Annotated in this window: 14 protein-coding genes; 7 read left to right on the top strand and 7 right to left on the bottom strand. The window is 35.0% G+C overall.

Features of this window, described 5'->3' with window-relative positions; all coding sequences use genetic code 11:
- Positions 1-2: 2 nt before the first annotated feature.
- The 3 genes from EM308_RS08680 to EM308_RS08670 form a co-directional block, all read right to left on the bottom strand.
- A complete protein-coding gene (locus EM308_RS08680) occupies positions 3-1,103 on the bottom strand; it encodes a DegT/DnrJ/EryC1/StrS family aminotransferase (RefSeq protein WP_035637978.1) in 1,101 nt (366 codons plus the stop codon).
- Between the two features lie 20 nt (positions 1,104-1,123).
- On the bottom strand, positions 1,124-2,101 hold the full coding sequence (locus tag EM308_RS08675) for a GNAT family N-acetyltransferase (protein WP_035637976.1): 978 nt from the start codon (positions 2,099-2,101) through the stop codon (positions 1,124-1,126).
- A 148-nt stretch (positions 2,102-2,249) separates the two neighbouring features.
- On the bottom strand, positions 2,250-2,861 hold the full coding sequence (locus EM308_RS08670; RefSeq protein ID WP_035637974.1) for a trimeric intracellular cation channel family protein: 612 nt from the start codon (positions 2,859-2,861) through the stop codon (positions 2,250-2,252).
- A 359-nt stretch (positions 2,862-3,220) separates the two neighbouring features.
- Between EM308_RS08670 and EM308_RS08665 the strand changes: the two genes are divergently transcribed.
- The 5 genes from EM308_RS08665 (at position 3,221) to nudK (ending at position 9,218) form a co-directional block, all read left to right on the top strand.
- Entirely contained in the window at positions 3,221-4,006 is a 786-nt protein-coding gene (locus EM308_RS08665) for a TrmH family RNA methyltransferase (protein WP_035638008.1), read from the top strand.
- A 189-nt stretch (positions 4,007-4,195) separates the two neighbouring features.
- Entirely contained in the window at positions 4,196-6,415 is a 2,220-nt protein-coding gene (locus tag EM308_RS08660) for a RelA/SpoT family protein (RefSeq protein WP_035637972.1), read from the top strand.
- A gap of 301 nt (positions 6,416-6,716) precedes the next feature.
- Positions 6,717-7,196, top strand: coding sequence for a Fur family transcriptional regulator (locus EM308_RS08655; protein WP_035637971.1), 480 nt, complete (start codon positions 6,717-6,719; stop codon positions 7,194-7,196).
- Between the two features lie 18 nt (positions 7,197-7,214).
- Positions 7,215-8,486, top strand: a complete 1,272-nt coding sequence (locus EM308_RS08650; RefSeq protein WP_035637969.1) for an adenylosuccinate synthase — start codon at positions 7,215-7,217, stop codon at positions 8,484-8,486.
- Positions 8,487-8,636: 150 nt separating this feature from the next.
- Positions 8,637-9,218, top strand: coding sequence for a GDP-mannose pyrophosphatase NudK (gene nudK / locus EM308_RS08645; RefSeq protein ID WP_035637967.1), 582 nt, complete (start codon positions 8,637-8,639; stop codon positions 9,216-9,218).
- 849 nt (positions 9,219-10,067) lie between these two features.
- Here the strand turns inward: nudK and EM308_RS08640 are convergent.
- The 4 genes from EM308_RS08640 to EM308_RS08630 form a co-directional block, all read right to left on the bottom strand.
- Positions 10,068-11,717, bottom strand: a complete 1,650-nt coding sequence (locus tag EM308_RS08640; protein ID WP_070261816.1) for an autotransporter outer membrane beta-barrel domain-containing protein — start codon at positions 11,715-11,717, stop codon at positions 10,068-10,070.
- A gap of 136 nt (positions 11,718-11,853) precedes the next feature.
- Positions 11,854-12,033, bottom strand: coding sequence for a hypothetical protein (locus EM308_RS18070; protein WP_156101361.1), 180 nt, complete (start codon positions 12,031-12,033; stop codon positions 11,854-11,856).
- A gap of 1,104 nt (positions 12,034-13,137) precedes the next feature.
- Positions 13,138-13,776, bottom strand: a complete 639-nt coding sequence (locus EM308_RS08635; protein ID WP_035637963.1) for a peroxiredoxin — start codon at positions 13,774-13,776, stop codon at positions 13,138-13,140.
- 318 nt (positions 13,777-14,094) lie between these two features.
- Positions 14,095-15,006 (bottom strand): AEC family transporter, encoded by a 912-nt coding sequence (locus tag EM308_RS08630; RefSeq protein WP_035637961.1) that lies wholly within the window; start codon positions 15,004-15,006, stop codon positions 14,095-14,097.
- Positions 15,007-15,180: 174 nt separating this feature from the next.
- On the opposite strand from EM308_RS08630, the gene meaB reads away from it, so the two are divergent.
- Positions 15,181-16,275 carry a methylmalonyl Co-A mutase-associated GTPase MeaB gene (meaB, locus tag EM308_RS08625; RefSeq protein ID WP_035637959.1) on the top strand — a complete coding sequence of 365 codons (1,095 nt, stop codon included), beginning with the start codon at positions 15,181-15,183 and terminating at the stop codon, positions 16,273-16,275.
- A gap of 269 nt (positions 16,276-16,544) precedes the next feature.
- On the top strand, positions 16,545-17,489 hold the full coding sequence (locus EM308_RS08620) for an NAD-dependent epimerase/dehydratase family protein (protein ID WP_035637958.1): 945 nt from the start codon (positions 16,545-16,547) through the stop codon (positions 17,487-17,489).
- Positions 17,490-17,533: the final 44 nt, after the last annotated feature.

Here is a 17,533-nt window from a genome sequence, read left to right as displayed (position 1 = left end):
TTTTAATATTTATTTAAAATCGAAATCACATAGGTTACTTCATTATCCGTCATTACAGGGCTAATGGGCAAACTCAACACTTCGTTGTGAATTTTTTCAGTTAACGGAAAAGAAAGATTATTCCAAGATTTCAATGCTTTTTGTTTGTGTGGCGGAATTGGGTAATGAATCACCGTTTGGATTTGATTTTCCAATAAATAGTTCTGCAAATCGTCTCTGTTTTCAGTTCGAATTACAAAAAGATGAAAAACATGATTATGGCTTAAATCCCAAAACGGCAAGATAATTTTATCGTTTTTTATTTCGGATAAATACCGTTTGGCGATGGCTTTTCGCTTTTGATTATCAGCATCCAAATTGGGTAATTTCAGATTCAAAAAAGCGGCCTGCAATTCATCCAATCGAGAATTTACCCCCACAAAATCATTCTGATATTTGATTTCAGAACCGTAATTCCGAAGCGACCGAATAACTTTAAAAAGCAATTCATCATCAGTCACAACTGCTCCGCCATCACCGAGTGCACCAAGATTTTTTGTTGGATAAAAACTGTACGCTACGCTCGATTTCAGATTTTTGATTGCTGATTTTTGATTTTTGATTGCTCCTGTTGATTGAGCAGCATCTTCTACAACTATCAAATTATTTTGCTTTGCTATTTCATGAATGGCGTCCATTTCTGCCAATTGACCGTACAAATTGACTGCAAGAATCGCTTTGGTTTTTGGAGTGATTTTTTCAGAAATTAAATTGGGATCAATCGTATAAGTTTCCAACTTTGGTTCTACCAAAACAGGAGCCAAACCAGCCTGAAGAATGGCAAGGATACTTGCGATATAGGTGTTCGCCGGAACAATAACTTCGTCTCCTTTTTGTAATTTTCCCAACTCAACATAACCACTAAAAATCAAAGTCAACGCATCCAATCCATTACCAACTCCAATACAATATTTGGCTCCACAATAGTTAGCAAAACGAGTTTCAAACTCTTGAACTTCCTTTCCCAAAATATACCAACCCGAATCCAAAACCGTTTTCAGTTTCTGCTGAAAAGCGGTTTCATAAGGTTCATTTATTTTCTTTAAATCCAGGAATTTTATCATTGTTTTGATTTTAAATCAATTCATTTAAAAACATTTACCAATTTGTAAAAATTGCTCGTTGTTACTTCATAATAATCCTGAATAACGGTGCTTGCCCCAAAACTTTCTTTCCAAAACGACAATCCTTTATTCAAAATTTTTCCCTGATTTTCATTGGAAGTCCCAAAATCAAAAAACCGTTTGTGACTAAAAATTTCTGTTATTAAATGGTGGTATAAAAAATCCAGACTTCCCGTTTTATTTTTGTTTTTTCCCGCCGAGATATACTGCGAATGAATCACATTATTACTTTCAAACAAAGTTGCACCTGCTACAATTTGTCCTTTATCATATACATTAAACTGACGGATATTTTCGGGGAAACTCTTTTTTAAATTGGTTATTTCCTGCAAAGTATGAACTGGTTTTGCGTTATGTTTTTTGGCTAAATTCGGAATCAGGATGGAATTCCAAAATCCTTCAAAATCATTTGTTTCCTTTACTTCTAATCCATTTTGAATTCCTTTTTTTATACCTTCCTGTCTGCCTTTTGAAATCAAAATCGGTTTTGATAAATCAATCACCGCAAGTGTATCCCTTCCGATTAATTTGGCTTCCGCCAAAAACAGTGCATAATTCAACTCTTCAGCAGGTTTATCGTGATAAATCGATGGAAGCATCTTTATCTGAATTTTTGAAATAGTATTGTCATTCAAATAAATCAAAATGGCTTTGAATACTAAAATCACAGCAGTCAATTTTAATTTTTCACCATAAACCAAACCTCCATAAGTCAAGCCTTGATGCGAACAAACACATTCTCCCACCTTGTTGGCAGGTAAAATTGCGACTAATTTTTCGCCTTTGTAAACCAGCAAAGAATAATCCTCAAAACGGTCTTTATGATAATCCATAAAATCACGATGAAACAGGAAAGTAGCGTTTTTGGCTTTGCCTACAAAGGCATTCCAATGCTCATAATCTTCTTCGCGATATCGTTTTACGGTGTAGTTTTTCACATTTGTACGTTAGGAATTCGAAAAGTACGCAATTAGCGTAATATTCTAAAATACGATGATGAAATCCTTAGTAAAAAAAAACAGAAAAAGGTAAAATCGAAAACGTCAATCAACAACCAAAACCAAATTCCTTTTTTCAGAAAGAAATTTAGAAATTCTCAATTTTGAGTGGCTTGATTTGCCATTTGTATTTAACAGCCAATAATCGCACTGTGATAATAAAAATTGACGTTATCAAATACAACACTTCGTTATCCAAATTGATTTTTTTCAATCCAAAAAAAACAATTCCACCTGCCACGCAAATAGTCGCATAGATTTCCTGTTTAAATAAATTTGGCACCTCGGCACATAAAATATCCCGTGTCACTCCTCCAAAACAAGCTGTAATTGTTCCCAATGCAACACATACAACTGGATTTAACCCGAAATTCAAACCCTTTTCGAGCCCAACCAAAGTATAAATCCCTAGTCCGATTGTATCGAATAAAAATAGGGAAATCCGAAAATATTCTAATTTTTTATGAAAAAAAACAGCTAATAGATAGCCCACAACGGCAACATAAATATAGACCAAATTTTCAGTTTTTAGCCAGAAAACCTTTTCGCCCATCAATACATCACGTAAAGTTCCACCACCAAAAGAAGTCGCCAAAGCAATAACAAAAACACCAAAAAGATCCATTTTTTTGTGCATACCCGTCAAAGAACCCGACATGGCAAAAGCTGCAACACCTATTACTTCTAAAAATTCGAACATTTAAAACAAGAATTTATTATTTTTTTGTAAAATTAAATCAAATGGTTCTATTTCTTTTAGACGATACCCGATAATTTCAGATTAACCTAAAATTAGGTTTTTATTTTTTTTCACGCAGACAACGCAGATTATCGCAGGTTTATTTTTCAACCAAAGAAAAAAATAGTACATATGAGTGTAATTCGTGTCTAATACTAAATGTAGGGAGAATTTCCGCAATCTGAATTCGATTATTAATTGGAAACGGAATAATTGGTAAAAACTATTTTATCTTTCAATATGGTATAATACTCAAATTTCAAACAGGCTCTGAAAAAATCTTAGTATTTTTGCCAAATCAAACCACTTATTTTTTTAAATTGAAACAGATTACTTCCGTCCAAAACCCTTTTATAAAATCCTTGGTATTATTGCAGGAAAAAGCAAAAGCCCGCAAACAATCAGGAACGTTCTTAATTGAAGGGAAACGTGAAATTTCGCTTGCCTTAAAAGGCGGTTATGAAATAGAAACCCTTTTGTTTTTGCCCGAAGTTTGTTCAGAAACTGAAACACGCAAATTATCAAACAAGGCTGAATTGATAGAAATCAACAAGGACGTTTATCAAAAACTGGCGTATCGTGACACTACCGAAGGTATTTTGGCTGTGGCCAAAACCAAATCGCTGCGATTATCTGATTTAGAATTATCTGAAAATCCATTAATTCTCATTGCCGAAGCTCTAGAAAAACCAGGGAATATAGGAGCAATATTGCGCACTGCCGATGCGGCAAATCTTGATGCCGTAATTATTGCCAACCCGAAAAGCGATTTGTACAATCCGAATGTAGTTCGTTCCAGCGTGGGTTGTTTGTTTACCAATCAGATCGCAACAGGAACGACTTCGGAAATTATTGCTTTTTTGAAAGAACAAAACATCAATTTTTATTGCGCTACTTTACAAAATTCGACTTCCTATCATACTCAGGATTACACTTCGCCAACTGCCTTGGTTGTTGGGACAGAAGCTACGGGCCTGACACAAGAATGGCGCGATGCCTCAACCCAAAACATCATCATCCCAATGCAGGGAGAAATCGACAGTATGAATGTTTCTGTAGCCGCAGCTATATTAATATTTGAAGCCAAAAGACAGAGAGGGTTTTGATTGCTGATTTTTGATTGCTGATTATAGATTTTTTGATTTTAGAATTAATCTAATCTCTTAAAAGTATATTCTCCATGTTCTATGCTCTCAATTCTAAATTCTTAAATCTTAAATCTAAATTCTAAAATCCTTTTCCCCCTTGCACATATCTTTTAAAATTCTTATATTTAGGAATTGAACCATGCCGTTATGATAGAAATTGATATAGAAAAAGAAAACAAAGCTATTGCTCAAGAATATAAAGAGTTACTACGCATCAGTTACCAGACTTTGACCGCCGAGGATAAAAAACTGATACGAAAAGCATTTGATGTAGCAGTTGATGCACATAAAGACCAACGAAGAAAATCAGGAGAAGCCTATATATTTCATCCAATTGCCGTGGCCAAAATTGTGGCTTCCGATATTGGTTTAGGATCAACTTCCATCGCAGCGGCCTTGCTGCATGATGTTGTCGAAGATACACCAATCACAGTCAAAGACATCGAAAAAATGTTTGGTCCCAAAATAGCCCAACTGGTCGAGGGATTAACCAAAATTTCCTTGGTGCAAAAAGACTTAAATGTTTCGATGCAGGCCGAGAATTTCCGAAAAATGCTCTTAACCCTCAATGATGATGTTAGGGTAATCCTCATAAAAATAGCCGACAGATTACACAATATGTTGACTATGGAATCGATGGAAAATCACAAACAGATAAAAATCGCATCCGAGACTTTATATATTTATGCTCCTTTGGCACACCGATTGGGACTTTATAAAATAAAAAACAAACTGGAGGATTTAGGACTAAAATACACTGAACCTGAAAGATACAACTCCATTGTCAGCAAAATAAGAGAAACCAAAGAAGAACAGGACTTATACATCAAAGACATTTCCGAAGTGCTTCAAAAAGCATTGGATGAAGAAAACATTGATTTCATCATCAAAGGAAGACCGAAATCAATTTATTCGATTAACCGAAAAATGTTGGCACAAAACGTAGGCTTTGATGAAGTGTACGACAAATTCGCCTTGCGCATTGTTTACAAATCCAATCCTCACGACGAAAAATTCCTGGCTTGGAAAATTTATTCCATCGTAACCGATCATTACAGACCCAGTCCAAGCCGTTTACGCGACTGGATTTCCTCGCCAAAATCAACAGGTTATGAAGCGCTGCATATTACCGTAATGGGACCAAAAGGCCGTTGGGTAGAAGTACAGGTCCGCAGCGAACGTATGGACGAAATTGCCGAAAAAGGATATGCGGCACATTACAAATACAAAAATGGAGCCACTGAAGAAAACGGACTCGACGTATGGTTGAATCTTTTGAAAGAAGCCCTTGAAAATTCAGAAACAAGTGCGGTCGATTTTGTCGAAGATTTCAAAATGAACCTGTACTCCAAAGAAATTTACATTTTCACCCCAAAAGGAGACATAAAATGTTTACCCAAAGGAGCCACATCACTTGACTTTGCTTTCAGCATCCACTCCGAAATAGGAATAAAAACCAGAGGAACTAGAGTCAACGGAAAATTAGTTCCGTTAAATTACGAATTGAAAAGCGGGGATCAGGTCGAAATCATCACCTCGCCAAACCAAAAACCAACTATCAACTGGTTGGATTATGTAACTACTTCAAGAGCAAAAAACAAAATCCGAAATGTCCTTAACGAGGATATCAAGAAACTTGCCGAAGACGGAAAAGAACTTCTTACCCGAAAACTAAAACATCTTAAAGTAACTCTAAACGAACAAACGACCAACGAGTTAGTCAATTTTTTCAGACTCAAAACAAGTTTGGATTTATTTTACAGAGTCGGTGTCGGGTCAATAGATAACCAGCAATTAAAAGATTTTGCAGCGCAAAAAAGCAACACATTAATCAATTTCTTCAAAAACAAAATCAAGCGTTCCCACAGCACTGCCGACGAAGACATACACAAACAAATCATCAGCAGTAACTATGACATGCTCGTTTTTGGAAAAACCCAGGACAAACTCGATTACAAGTTATCGAGTTGCTGCAATCCGATTCCGGGAGACGACGTATTTGGTTTTGTGACCATAAACGAAGGCATCAAAATACACAAAAAAGACTGTCCAAACGCCATTTCACTACAGTCCAATTATGCCTATCGCATCATTCAGGCCAAATGGATCGACTCCACACAACAGGATTTCAAAGCAACGATTAACATCATGGGGATGGACTCACTTGGACTTACAAACGAATTGACAAAAGTCATTTCGAACAACATGAACGTAAACATCCAAAGCATTTCGCTCAACGGTGAAGCCGGAATTTTCAAAGGACAAGTCTCCGTAATTGTACCCAACATTACCATTTTGAAAAAAATGATGGACAACATCAAAAAAATAGACGGAATCGACAAAGTGACACGCGTATATAAAAACTAAAAAACAACTTTCCATATAAAAATTGTGATAATCGCAACCAAAAAATAAATTTGGGGGTGCCCCTGTTGAACAAAGTGGCTTGCCTATTGCAACGCTTATTCAGCCCCTTTGCTCAACAGGGTCGGGCTATCCGCGCTACTTCGGTAGCTTGCTTCTATCCCTCACCCACAACACAGGATGTTTTCTTTTTCATAAAAAGACAACCTTCACCCCCTCATTAAACCTTAAAAATGAAACAGTAGAATTATAATTAAACCCTAAATTTTTATACTTTTAAAATAAAAATTTATCTTTGCAAGATATGACACTCATTTCCACAGATAACAATAAAAACCAAGAGATTGTAAAAAATGTTTTTACAATGTATCTTGAAAACAAAGGGCACCGAAAAACTCCTGAAAGGTATGCTATCCTTCAAGAAATATACGACAGCGAAGAGCATTTTGACATAGAAAACCTCTATCTCAAAATGAAAAACAAAAACTACCGTGTCAGTAGAGCCACTCTTTACAATACTATCGAATTATTGTTGGACTGCGCCTTGGTTCGCAAACATCAGTTTGGACAAAACCAAGCTCATTACGAAAAGTCCTATTTCGACAAGCAACATGATCATATCATCATGACAGACACCGGAGAAGTAATTGAATTTTGTGACCCTCGAATTCAAACTATCAAAAAAACAATCGAAGAAATTTTTGATATCGAAATCACCAATCATTCCCTGTACTTATACGGAAACAAGAAAAAGACAAACACAGAAAATACAATAGAAAATTAACTGCAAATAAAACTTAGAATGACTGTAGATTTATTATTAGGATTACAATGGGGAGATGAAGGAAAAGGGAAAATTGTTGACGTTCTTACATCAAATTATGACATAATCGCTCGTTTTCAAGGAGGTCCAAATGCAGGACACACTTTAGAATTTGACGGAATAAAACACGTTCTCAGAACCATTCCATCTGGAATTTTTCATAAAACAGCCATAAACATCATCGGAAACGGAGTAGTAATTGACCCAGTAGTTTTTCAAAAAGAAATCGAAGGTCTGGCTAAATTTAATATGGATATCAAATCCAAATTAATTATTTCCAGAAAAGCACATTTAATATTGCCTACACACCGCTTACTCGACGCAGCTTCTGAAGCTTCAAAAGGGAAAGCAAAAATTGGTTCTACACTTAAAGGAATCGGGCCAACTTACATGGACAAAACCGGAAGAAACGGATTGCGTGTAGGTGACATAGAATTGGAAGATTTCAAAGATCGTTACAGAGCTTTGGCCGACAAACACGAAGAAATGATTAAATTCTACGATGTTAACATTCAGTACAATCTGGCCGAATTGGAAAAAGAATTCTTCGAATCAATCGAAGTATTAAAAACATTAGACTTTATTGATAGTGAAGAATATTTGGCGCAAGCCCAAAAAGCAGGAAAATCAATTCTTTGCGAAGGCGCTCAAGGTTCATTATTGGACGTTGATTTTGGAACTTATCCATTTGTAACTTCATCAAATACAACTGCTGCAGGTGCTTGTACCGGTTTAGGAATTGCTCCAAACAGAATCAAAGAAGTGTACGGAATTTTTAAAGCTTATGTAACTCGAGTAGGAAGCGGACCTTTCCCAACCGAACTTTTTGACGAAGACGGTGCCACAATGGCTAGAATAGGAAACGAATTCGGTTCTGTAACGGGAAGACAAAGACGTTGCGGATGGTTGGATCTAGTAGCTTTGAAATATGCTGTTCAAATCAATGGTGTAACACAATTAATGATGATGAAAGGAGATGTTCTTTCAGGTTTTGAAACTTTAAAAGTTTGTACCGAGTACAACTACAAAGGAAAAAACATTTCTCACTTCCCATACAACATCGAGCCAGAAAATGTAACTCCGGTATTCAAAGAATTCAAAGGATGGCATCAGGATTTAACAGGAATGACTACTTATGAAGAATTGCCAATCGAGTTGAAAGAATACATTGAATTTATAGAAAAAGAACTAGAAGTTCCAATAAAAATTGTTTCTGTTGGACCAGACAGAAAACAAACAATATTAAAATAAATACCTTAAACGCTCTGAATTTCAGGGCGTTTTTTTTTCAACAAAGCACTTTTTATTTAAAATCATACTTATAAATATCAAGCTCAAATTAGTAAATTAAACAGGTCGAAGTGAAATTAATTTGCGAATTTGCGGTAAAATAAAAATCAAATGAGAGACCCTAAGATATCTATTCAAAAAACCGAATTACTTTCAGACAATTGGTATATCCTAAACAAAGTGACATACGATTATTTACAAGAAGACAGCAAGCCGGAAACCCATATTCGGGAAGTGTATGACCGAGGAAACGGTGCTGCAATTTTACTTTATAACCCTAGTCAAAAAACAGTTATTTTGACGCGTCAATTTCGTTTGCCATCATATCTCAACGGAAATAAAACAGGAATGATGATTGAAGTTTGCGCAGGACTTTTGGATCAGGACAATCCAGAACAATGCATCATTCGGGAAACCGAAGAAGAAACAGGTTACCGCATTCCAACAGTCAAAAAAATCTTCGAAACTTTTATGTCACCCGGAGCCGTAACAGAAATTCTGTATTTATTTGTGGGCGAATACAATGAATCAATGAAAGTAAGCAAAGGAGGCGGACTTGATGCCGAGCAGGAGCATATCGAAGTAATAGAACTCCCTTTTGAACAAGCTTATTCCATGATTGCATCTGGTGAAATAAAAGACGCTAAAACTGTAATGTTACTGCAGTACGCAAAAATTCATAATTTAGTTTAACAAAAAAAGAGAAACATATTAAACAAGTGAATGTCGTCGTAAGGAGATCTTTGTTGAATTAAAAGAGACCGAAATTAATCTCCCAAATAAAAACAATCAATTTAAGACTTACTATCTTTCAGAAACTAATTCTAAACAATAGAAACCTCGTTTTTGCTATTTTAAGCAATTTCGAGGTTTGCTGCTTTAAATAAAAACCTATTTTAAAATGGGAAGTCCTATAATTATAAAACCTGATAATCCTATTTTCTACAAACATGACGCTCCTAACAGAGCTTGATAATACTAATTTCATCAAAAAAGAGAGCCACAGAGTGGCGAAATGTTTATAGAAATCAACAATTAGTTGACGATTCGGAGCTCCTCCGAAGGTGAGGCAAGCGAAGCCGAAGAAAAGGCCGCCGAATTATAATTGCAGTTACCCCTATCGGAAATATGAACTTCACTGTCTGGTAAGTTCTCACGTAGCCATCAACATGGCTGTATTTGAAGCATCGCTCCAAGTAGTTCCATCTATGAAGGCAAAATGCCCTTTGGGTGAGGTACGGCCAATACCCATTATTCCTGGCAAAAAGCCGTTGCCGCCACTAAGGAAACTTAAATTGTCCCATGCACAGCAGTCTGCACGCCGTTGAAAATGTAAGCGTTCCCGAAGCTTCCCGACTGACTCCAACCATAGGCAAAGCTCAACAAAACCTACAGCAGTAACAATTCATTTTTGAAGTTAATTTTTGAGTCATTGCCTGTTTTTCTTTTAAAGATTTAATAGAATTCTTTTCCTATTATAAACCAGTCATCACACTTAATTTCAGTCAAAGGACCTGCTACATAAAACGTGTTTTGCAAAATTTACAGGCTTCTTATGGCTACATTAAATGCGTAACCGGTAACAGAAAGAGATCCTGTTGTATCTGCATAGAGGGTAAATGTATAAGTTCCTGGAAGTAAATAGAGTGTCATTCTAGACGATCGTCTTCGATTTGAATAAGCATCATCAATAAAATCTCCCATATATTCAGAAAATGAGTTAGCCGGACAGTCCAGCATTACCAAATACCTCCCGGTAATCGTTCCAAAAGAATTACAGTCCCATGAAACATTATAGAGACCGGCTTGAGTAACTGTAATTGTTTTCAAACCGGGAATTGAATATTTCTGCCCCCCTGTTGACATATTAAGCGTAAATGTACCTGTACCAGCTGAAAGCGCTTGAGGTGTCGCAGGCCGTTGGTACCCAGAAATCCATGTCCCCACCCCGTCAGCATCAGAGGTTAAAACCTTTCCAACACCTTGTGTACCATCAACAATTTTAATAGCACCGGCAGTAGTGCCGTTGTTTACTTCAAGTTTTGTTCCCGGAGCGGCAGTACCAATACCTATATTTCCCGCACCTACGGTGTTAGAATTTATGCCCGTGCCGAAAATGGTATTACCAATATTTAACTGGTTTGAGCCCGATTTGTTAGTAAGATTCAAACCATCACTGTCAGGAACAGATCCAATTACGATATTGTAACTACCTGAATTTTGGAAATAACCTGCTTTGTTTCCTAATGCAACGTTATTATCCCCTACAGTAAATGAATACAAAGAGGAATTACCAATAGCCGTGTTGTTACTACCTATAGTATTTTGATACAAAGAATTAAATCCATTTGCTACATTGTAACTTCCTGTAGTATTACTGTATAAAGCTCTTAATCCTGACCCACTATTACCACTACCTATCGCATTGGCAAATAACGATTGACGACCAACCGCCACATTCGATACGCCTGTCGTATTTGAATACATGCTCTGTTCCCCAACGGCCACATTAGACAAACCGCCTGTTTTATTGTTGTACAAGGTTTGATATCCTAATACTGTATTAGATGGAAATTGCCCTCCTCCTTTACCAACAGTAAGACCATTAATGGAAACGTCTCCTCCTTCTACCGTAAGGACAGCATTTTGTTGTGTAGTTGTAGAACCGCTTGTGGAGGATGCGACTGTTGCAACATTGGCCGTACCGGCAGTACCCGCTCCATACCCTATGGTATAATTTCCCGTAGAAGTAATTCTTGCGGCACCCTTGTTACCTGTCTTAAAAACGAGATCCTGAACGTCTGTTGTTCCCACAAAATTAGTTGTAGGACTTGTGCCTGCATTACCAAGCAATGCCCAGTCATTAGATATGGCTATATCATCTTTGACAATCATCTTTTTCCAGATGTTAACATCCCAATAATAATATCCTGTACCAGCCGCATTTGTACCAGTAATACTGCCATTTGTATTATACACTAATAACGACTGAGCCGGATTGCCTCCAGCTATTCCCGTTATATCGCTGGTGGATGCTAAAGAAATACGTGGTATCAATAGCCCCTTGTTGTTTGCATTAAGATCCAGAACCGCCGATTTATCCGGATTATTACCTTGTATTCCAACTTGGGCAAAGCTTTTTGCAAAACTAAAAACCGCAATTACTAAAACTGTTTTAAAATTTAAATTCATTTTTCTAATTTTTTTGGTTCTAAAAGATCCTATCTTAGTCTCATTAATACTCATTTTACAATTCAATTAAATCACTGATAACCAACCAATAACAATCAAATTAAATCTGCAATTTTGAAATAGTATACCACATCCCTCATGATGTACTGTGCATAACCTGATAACCTACGTTTGCTCCAACTATTGTTACAGCACCATAAGACGCAGCCGAATCGTCTATAGTTATAGAATCTCCATTAATGATGACATTATTGGACGATATATCTGAACCTACGCGCTTAATAGTGGTAAACAACTCCAGCATCCCGGTAGCCACACCATTAGAATCTGAAGTTAAAACTTAACCATCACTCTCCGAACCGTTTTTGATAGTTACTTTACCTTTGCCTTTACTAACAGAAAACATACTTCCGTTAGCTGCCTCGACTTCCAGATAGACATTTGAATTTACCTTTGTAGAATTATTTCTAATTTTTACTTACCCTTACGTTGCTAGACCTGAAAACAAACCTATCAAAATCATGCTTTTGAAAATTTTAGTTTTTTCATTAGAATCATTTATTTTGATAATTTGATTTTTATTAAAAAACAATTAACTCAAATCCATTTTTAAACATTGAGTAAAATTGATTTTAAAAATATTTCAGATATAATTTCTTTGTATTAACAAATTGGTCTCCATTAAAATTGAAGAGAATAAAGTTATTAATACTACTAACATTAAAGAAGTGGTGTTTTTTGTATTCATATATACGTTTTAAAATCATGCAAATTTAAATCACTAAAAAACAACCATATGTAGTATAATACACTTAAGATAAGTAGCACTAGTTCTACGTGATAACACGGTAAAATTGAAGAAAATTCACTTCTCCAGAGCCTTTCAAAAAAATTTGTCGTGAAGTGTATTTATTCAATAAAAAAGGTTTGGACTATTAAAACAGAAAAAAAATTTCTTCTAATTTTTAAGAATGGAAATAATACTAGTCTTTGAAAAAGCATCAATGACAACATTTGATCTACAAAATTTGAAAACTCAAATGATTACAGATGCAGTAAATTTCAAAATGGGGAATATGAAGTAAATTTACTAGTAACGATTACAATGATTAATAATCAAAAGACACTAAGATAAAATTTTAGAGTATTATCTCGGTTTAATAAGGTAGTTATTGTGAGAAGAAAAACAGGTATAAGTAATCATTTCTTAGAAAGAAATCGAATATTACATTCGATAGAATAAAAAATAAGAAAACAAAAATGAAATTAAATACTGTCGATTTTAGTACCAAAACTAATTTTAAAAGAAAACCCCATCTTTGACTCTTTTTGAGTAATTCCGGGGTTTGTCTCTTGTAATAAAAACACATTTTACAAAAAAATATTTGTTTTCTTATGAATGTGCAAAAAAATCAACTTTTTATAAATTTGGTTGCGGGGTCATTCTCAAATAAGGTTTTATCGGAGTATGTCCTTTTGGGAATTTACTGGGAATATCACTATCTGGAATGGCAGGAACAATAACTACATCTCCACCATGTTTCCAGTTAGCAGGAGTTGCCACACTATAATTTGCCGTCAATTGCAGGCTATCAATAACCCTAAGCAATTCTTCAAAATTTCTTCCTGTCGAAGCTGGGTAAGTCAATGTTAATTTAATTTTCTTATCGCTTCCAATAACAAATACCGAACGAACAGTAAATTTTTCGCTTGCATTAGGATGAATCATATCGTAAAGCATAGCCACTTCCCTGTTTTCGTCAGCAATAATCGGGAAATTTACCGTTGTATTTTGAGTCTCATTGATGTCTTTTATCCATTCCAAATGTGACTGCAATCCATCAACACTTAAAGCAATGACTTTTGTATTTCTTTTTTCAAATTCAGGATAATAATTGGCCACAGTACCTAATTCAGTGGTACAAACTGGAGTAAAATCTGCCGGATGAGAAAACAACACTCCCCAAGAATCGCCAAGCCATTCATGAAATTGTATAGTACCCATTGATGTTTCTGCTTTAAAATCCGGAGCAGTGTCTCCTAATCGTAATGTTCCCATAATTCTATCTATTTAATTAAGTTTAGAACAATAAAATTAATCAAAAAAACTTCTCTTTTAATATAATATTCTAAAAATAAATTAATTATAACAATTAATTTAGACAAATAGGAAAACGAAAGATTACTTTAATTTTAACATATAAGTCAAAAAAGATTATTTAAAATACTCTCTTCATAAAATCTCTTCAGCAAAAGAAAACCCATAAAAGCACAAAACACCTATTTTATTCTTTTATAACCTTATAAATAGTGTCAAAAAAAAAAAAAAAATCTAAACAAAAACTTATATGAACTATATGTTAAAAAAAAAATCCATTTAAATAAAACGCATCAAAAGCCCCCAAAAGATTAATGTTATAAATGACAATGGTATTCCAAAACCTATCATCATACTACACAATCTGGGTTTTAATCCATAAGAAGAAGCAATAATACTTGATGAAATCATTGGAGCCATAGCAGCTTCCATCACAGAAACTTTAATCATTGTTGAATGTTGATTCAAAATCACAACATACAATAAATAAATCAAAGCTGGAGTGAGTATTAATTTATATAAAAGTCCCAAACGCAAAAATTTAAAATGCTTGCTTTTCTTATCAAATTGCAATTGTAAACCCACCGAAAGCATTGCCAATGGAGTCATTATACTTCCCACTTTTTGTAAGGAGAACTGAATGAATTCATGAAAATCATAATGAAATACATTCATAAAACAAGCCAGTAGAAAAGCAATAAAAGGCGGAAAAAAAAGTATTTTTTTTATAATCTGCAATCCATTTGCACTACCTGTAGAATAATATGTAGCGATAAAAACTCCTAAAGTAGAAAGTACAACAAATGTTCCAGGCTGATCTACCAAAATAGCCATTTTTAATCCTTCTTCACCATACAAAGCCTGAATTATAGGAAAACCTAAAAAAGAAGTATTGCTAAAACCTGCAGTCATAATCATGCACCCTGTCAGTTTTCGAGACCATTTTAATTTCCAACCTAAAAAAGAAAAAAACAAAATGGATGTAGTAAAACCAATCCAACTTACCGCTATCGGATATAATAAATGACTGTCTAACTGAATCTTCGGTATAAAAAACAGGGCTAATGAAGGAAGGCAAAAATAAATAACTATGTGATTAAACAGTTTGTAAGCATTTGTTGGAAATCGCTTTACTTTTTGCAAAAGAAGTCCAAGCAACAAACAAACGAAGATTATAATAATGTTATACATAGCGCCAAATTGACTGCAAAAATACCACTAAAAAAATTCTTAACACAGAACCAATAGTTTAAATTGAAAGCCAACGCTGTTAAACAATGTTTAACACCTGAACAGTTTCAGGAGTTCGTCTTTTGAAACTGTTTTTGTTTTGATTACTTTTACGTATCAAAAAAAACTATCATTTTGTCCATCCGAAAATCAAAATCAAGCGCTTTGAATGAAAAAGAAGGTATTTCGCTACCAGAAATAACCAATTCTCATGCTATTGACCAAATTAAAAAATCCAGAAAGAAACAGCCTCCAACAAAAGAATTGATTGATGGGATTTTGAAAGGAAATACAACTGCACTCAGCCGTGCCATTACTTTAATTGAAAGCACAAACCCACTACATCAGGAGAAAGCAAATCAAATCATCAATGCATGTTTGCCACATGCTAATAAATCAATTCGTATTGGAATTACAGGAGTTCCAGGCGTTGGAAAAAGTACTTTTATAGAAGTTTTTGGTAAACATCTAACAGATTTAGGCAAAAAAGTTGCCGTGCTTGCTGTTGATCCTAGCAGTACGATTTCGCACGGAAGCATTCTGGGAGATAAAACCCGAATGGAGGAATTGGTAAAACACAAAAATGCATTCATTCGACCATCGGCATCTGGGGAAAACTTGGGTGGAGTTGCGCGAAAAACCCGAGAATCTATAACTCTTTGCGAAGCTTGTGGATTTGATGTTATTCTAATAGAAACCGTTGGTGTGGGACAAAGCGAAACTGCCGTTCACAGTATGGTTGATTTCTTTTTACTACTAAAAATTGCTGGTGCAGGCGACGAACTTCAAGGCATCAAACGCGGTATCATGGAAATGGTCGATGCTGTCATGATCAACAAAGCCGATGGAGATAACGTTAAAAAAGCAAATTTGGCCAAAGTTGAATTCAACAGGGCTTTGCATCTTTTTCCTAAAAAAAAATCAGGATGGATTCCGACTACCGCAACCTGCAGTGCATTGACCAAAGAAGGAATTGATACAATTTGGCAGACAATTTCGAATTATTTTGAATTGGTTAATGCTAATCATTATTTCGAAGAAAAAAGAAAGGAACAAAATCTTTTCTGGATGATAGAAACCATTGACCAACAATTAAAAACGCATTTCTACAATCAGCCAAAAATTACTGAATTATTGGAATCTACAAAAAAAGAGGTTCAAAACAACACCATTTCTCCTTTTGCGGCAGCGCAAATAGTATTGGATAATTATTTTAAAAATTATGACTAAATCTTGACTAATACAAAACAAATAAAATTAGCCAAAATTATAAAGATTATTTAATTGCCATGTTCCTACTTTTTTAAAATTGCTTTAACAATAAATAGAATTAGTCTATTTTTCTTATTTTTGTCTTTTAGAAAATTCACAATAATAACAAAATGTTTGTTTTTTTTCTTTTATTAAAACAATATTTTTGGTCATTATTTTATGACTCCTCAAAGTTGAATCTTTTAAAAAACTGGCTTTAAGCCAATAAAATAATTAAAGCAGAAAATATGAAAATATTAATTACGGGGGCCGCTGGATATATTGCATCGCATACAGCTGAACACCTGCAATCAATGGGACATGAAGTAGTAGGTTTGGATAACTTTTCAGATTATTATGATGTGTCTTTGAAACAGCTCAATGCAAATGCTTTGACAGAAAAAGGAATCGGAATCGAAAAAATCGATTTACGTTTTGCAGAACAGCTTCAAACATTACCAATTGATTTTGAATATATTTTCCATTTTGCGGCCCAACCAGGCATTTCAGTTACTTCCAGTTTTGAGGATTATCTGGGAAACAATGTGATCGGAACCAAAAACCTGCTTGATTTTGCCTTAAAAAATAAAAATCTAGCCCTCTTTGTAAATATTGCCACCTCATCAATTTATGGAATTCATGCCACATTTGATGAATCCGAAACCCCAAAACCGGCTTCTTTTTATGGTGTTACCAAATTGGCCGCCGAACAATTGGTATTGGCAAGCAGCAGATTAGGGCATTTGAAAGCCTGTTCTTTACGTTTGTATTCTGTTTACGGACCGCGCGAAAGACCAGAGAAATTATACACAAAACTGATTGCTAATGCATTCAACAATATTCCTTTCCCTTTGTACAAAGGAAGCGAAAGCCATTTAAGAAGTTTTACATACGTTCAAGATATCGTTGATGGAGTTGTGAGCGTGATTGGAAAAGAAGATCTTGTTAATAATGAAATCATCAACTTAGGCACCGAAGAGGAAAACACAACCCAACAGGGAATCGAAATTGTCGAGCAGATTTTGAACAAAAAAATTGAATTGCAAATTGTTGAAGCAAGAACTGGTGACCAATTAAGAACGAAAGCCGTTATTGACAAAGCAAGAAAATTATTGGGATACGACCCAAAAACTAGTCTGTACGAGGGTCTAAAAGCACAAGTAAAATGGTATCAGGACAATTTTTGCAAATAAACACTTAACCTGAGTTTAACGCTTTGGTTTGAAACTTTCCTTTA

Source organism: Flavobacterium gilvum (assembly GCF_001761465.1).
GTDB classification, from domain to species: Bacteria; Bacteroidota; Bacteroidia; order Flavobacteriales; family Flavobacteriaceae; genus Flavobacterium; species Flavobacterium gilvum.
Note: the sequence above shows the minus strand (reverse complement) of the source record. Positions and strands in the feature narration are given on the sequence as shown.

Excerpts from the sequence above, each read along its gene's own strand:
- EM308_RS08630 (WP_035637961.1), bottom strand. The coding sequence starts at position 15,006 with ATGTATAACATTATTATAATCTTCGTTTGTTTGTTGCTTGGACTTCTT.
- EM308_RS08660 (WP_035637972.1), top strand. The coding sequence starts at position 4,196 with ATGATAGAAATTGATATAGAAAAAGAAAACAAAGCTATTGCTCAAGAA.
- EM308_RS08650 (WP_035637969.1), top strand. The coding sequence starts at position 7,215 with ATGACTGTAGATTTATTATTAGGATTACAATGGGGAGATGAAGGAAAA.
- EM308_RS08635 (WP_035637963.1), bottom strand. The coding sequence starts at position 13,776 with ATGGGAACATTACGATTAGGAGACACTGCTCCGGATTTTAAAGCAGAA.
- EM308_RS08620 (WP_035637958.1), top strand. The coding sequence starts at position 16,545 with ATGAAAATATTAATTACGGGGGCCGCTGGATATATTGCATCGCATACA.
- EM308_RS08670 (WP_035637974.1), bottom strand. The coding sequence starts at position 2,861 with ATGTTCGAATTTTTAGAAGTAATAGGTGTTGCAGCTTTTGCCATGTCG.
- EM308_RS08655 (WP_035637971.1), top strand. The coding sequence starts at position 6,717 with ATGACACTCATTTCCACAGATAACAATAAAAACCAAGAGATTGTAAAA.
- nudK (WP_035637967.1), top strand. The coding sequence starts at position 8,637 with ATGAGAGACCCTAAGATATCTATTCAAAAAACCGAATTACTTTCAGAC.
- EM308_RS08640 (WP_070261816.1), bottom strand. The coding sequence starts at position 11,717 with ATGAATTTAAATTTTAAAACAGTTTTAGTAATTGCGGTTTTTAGTTTT.
- EM308_RS08680 (WP_035637978.1), bottom strand. The coding sequence starts at position 1,103 with ATGATAAAATTCCTGGATTTAAAGAAAATAAATGAACCTTATGAAACC.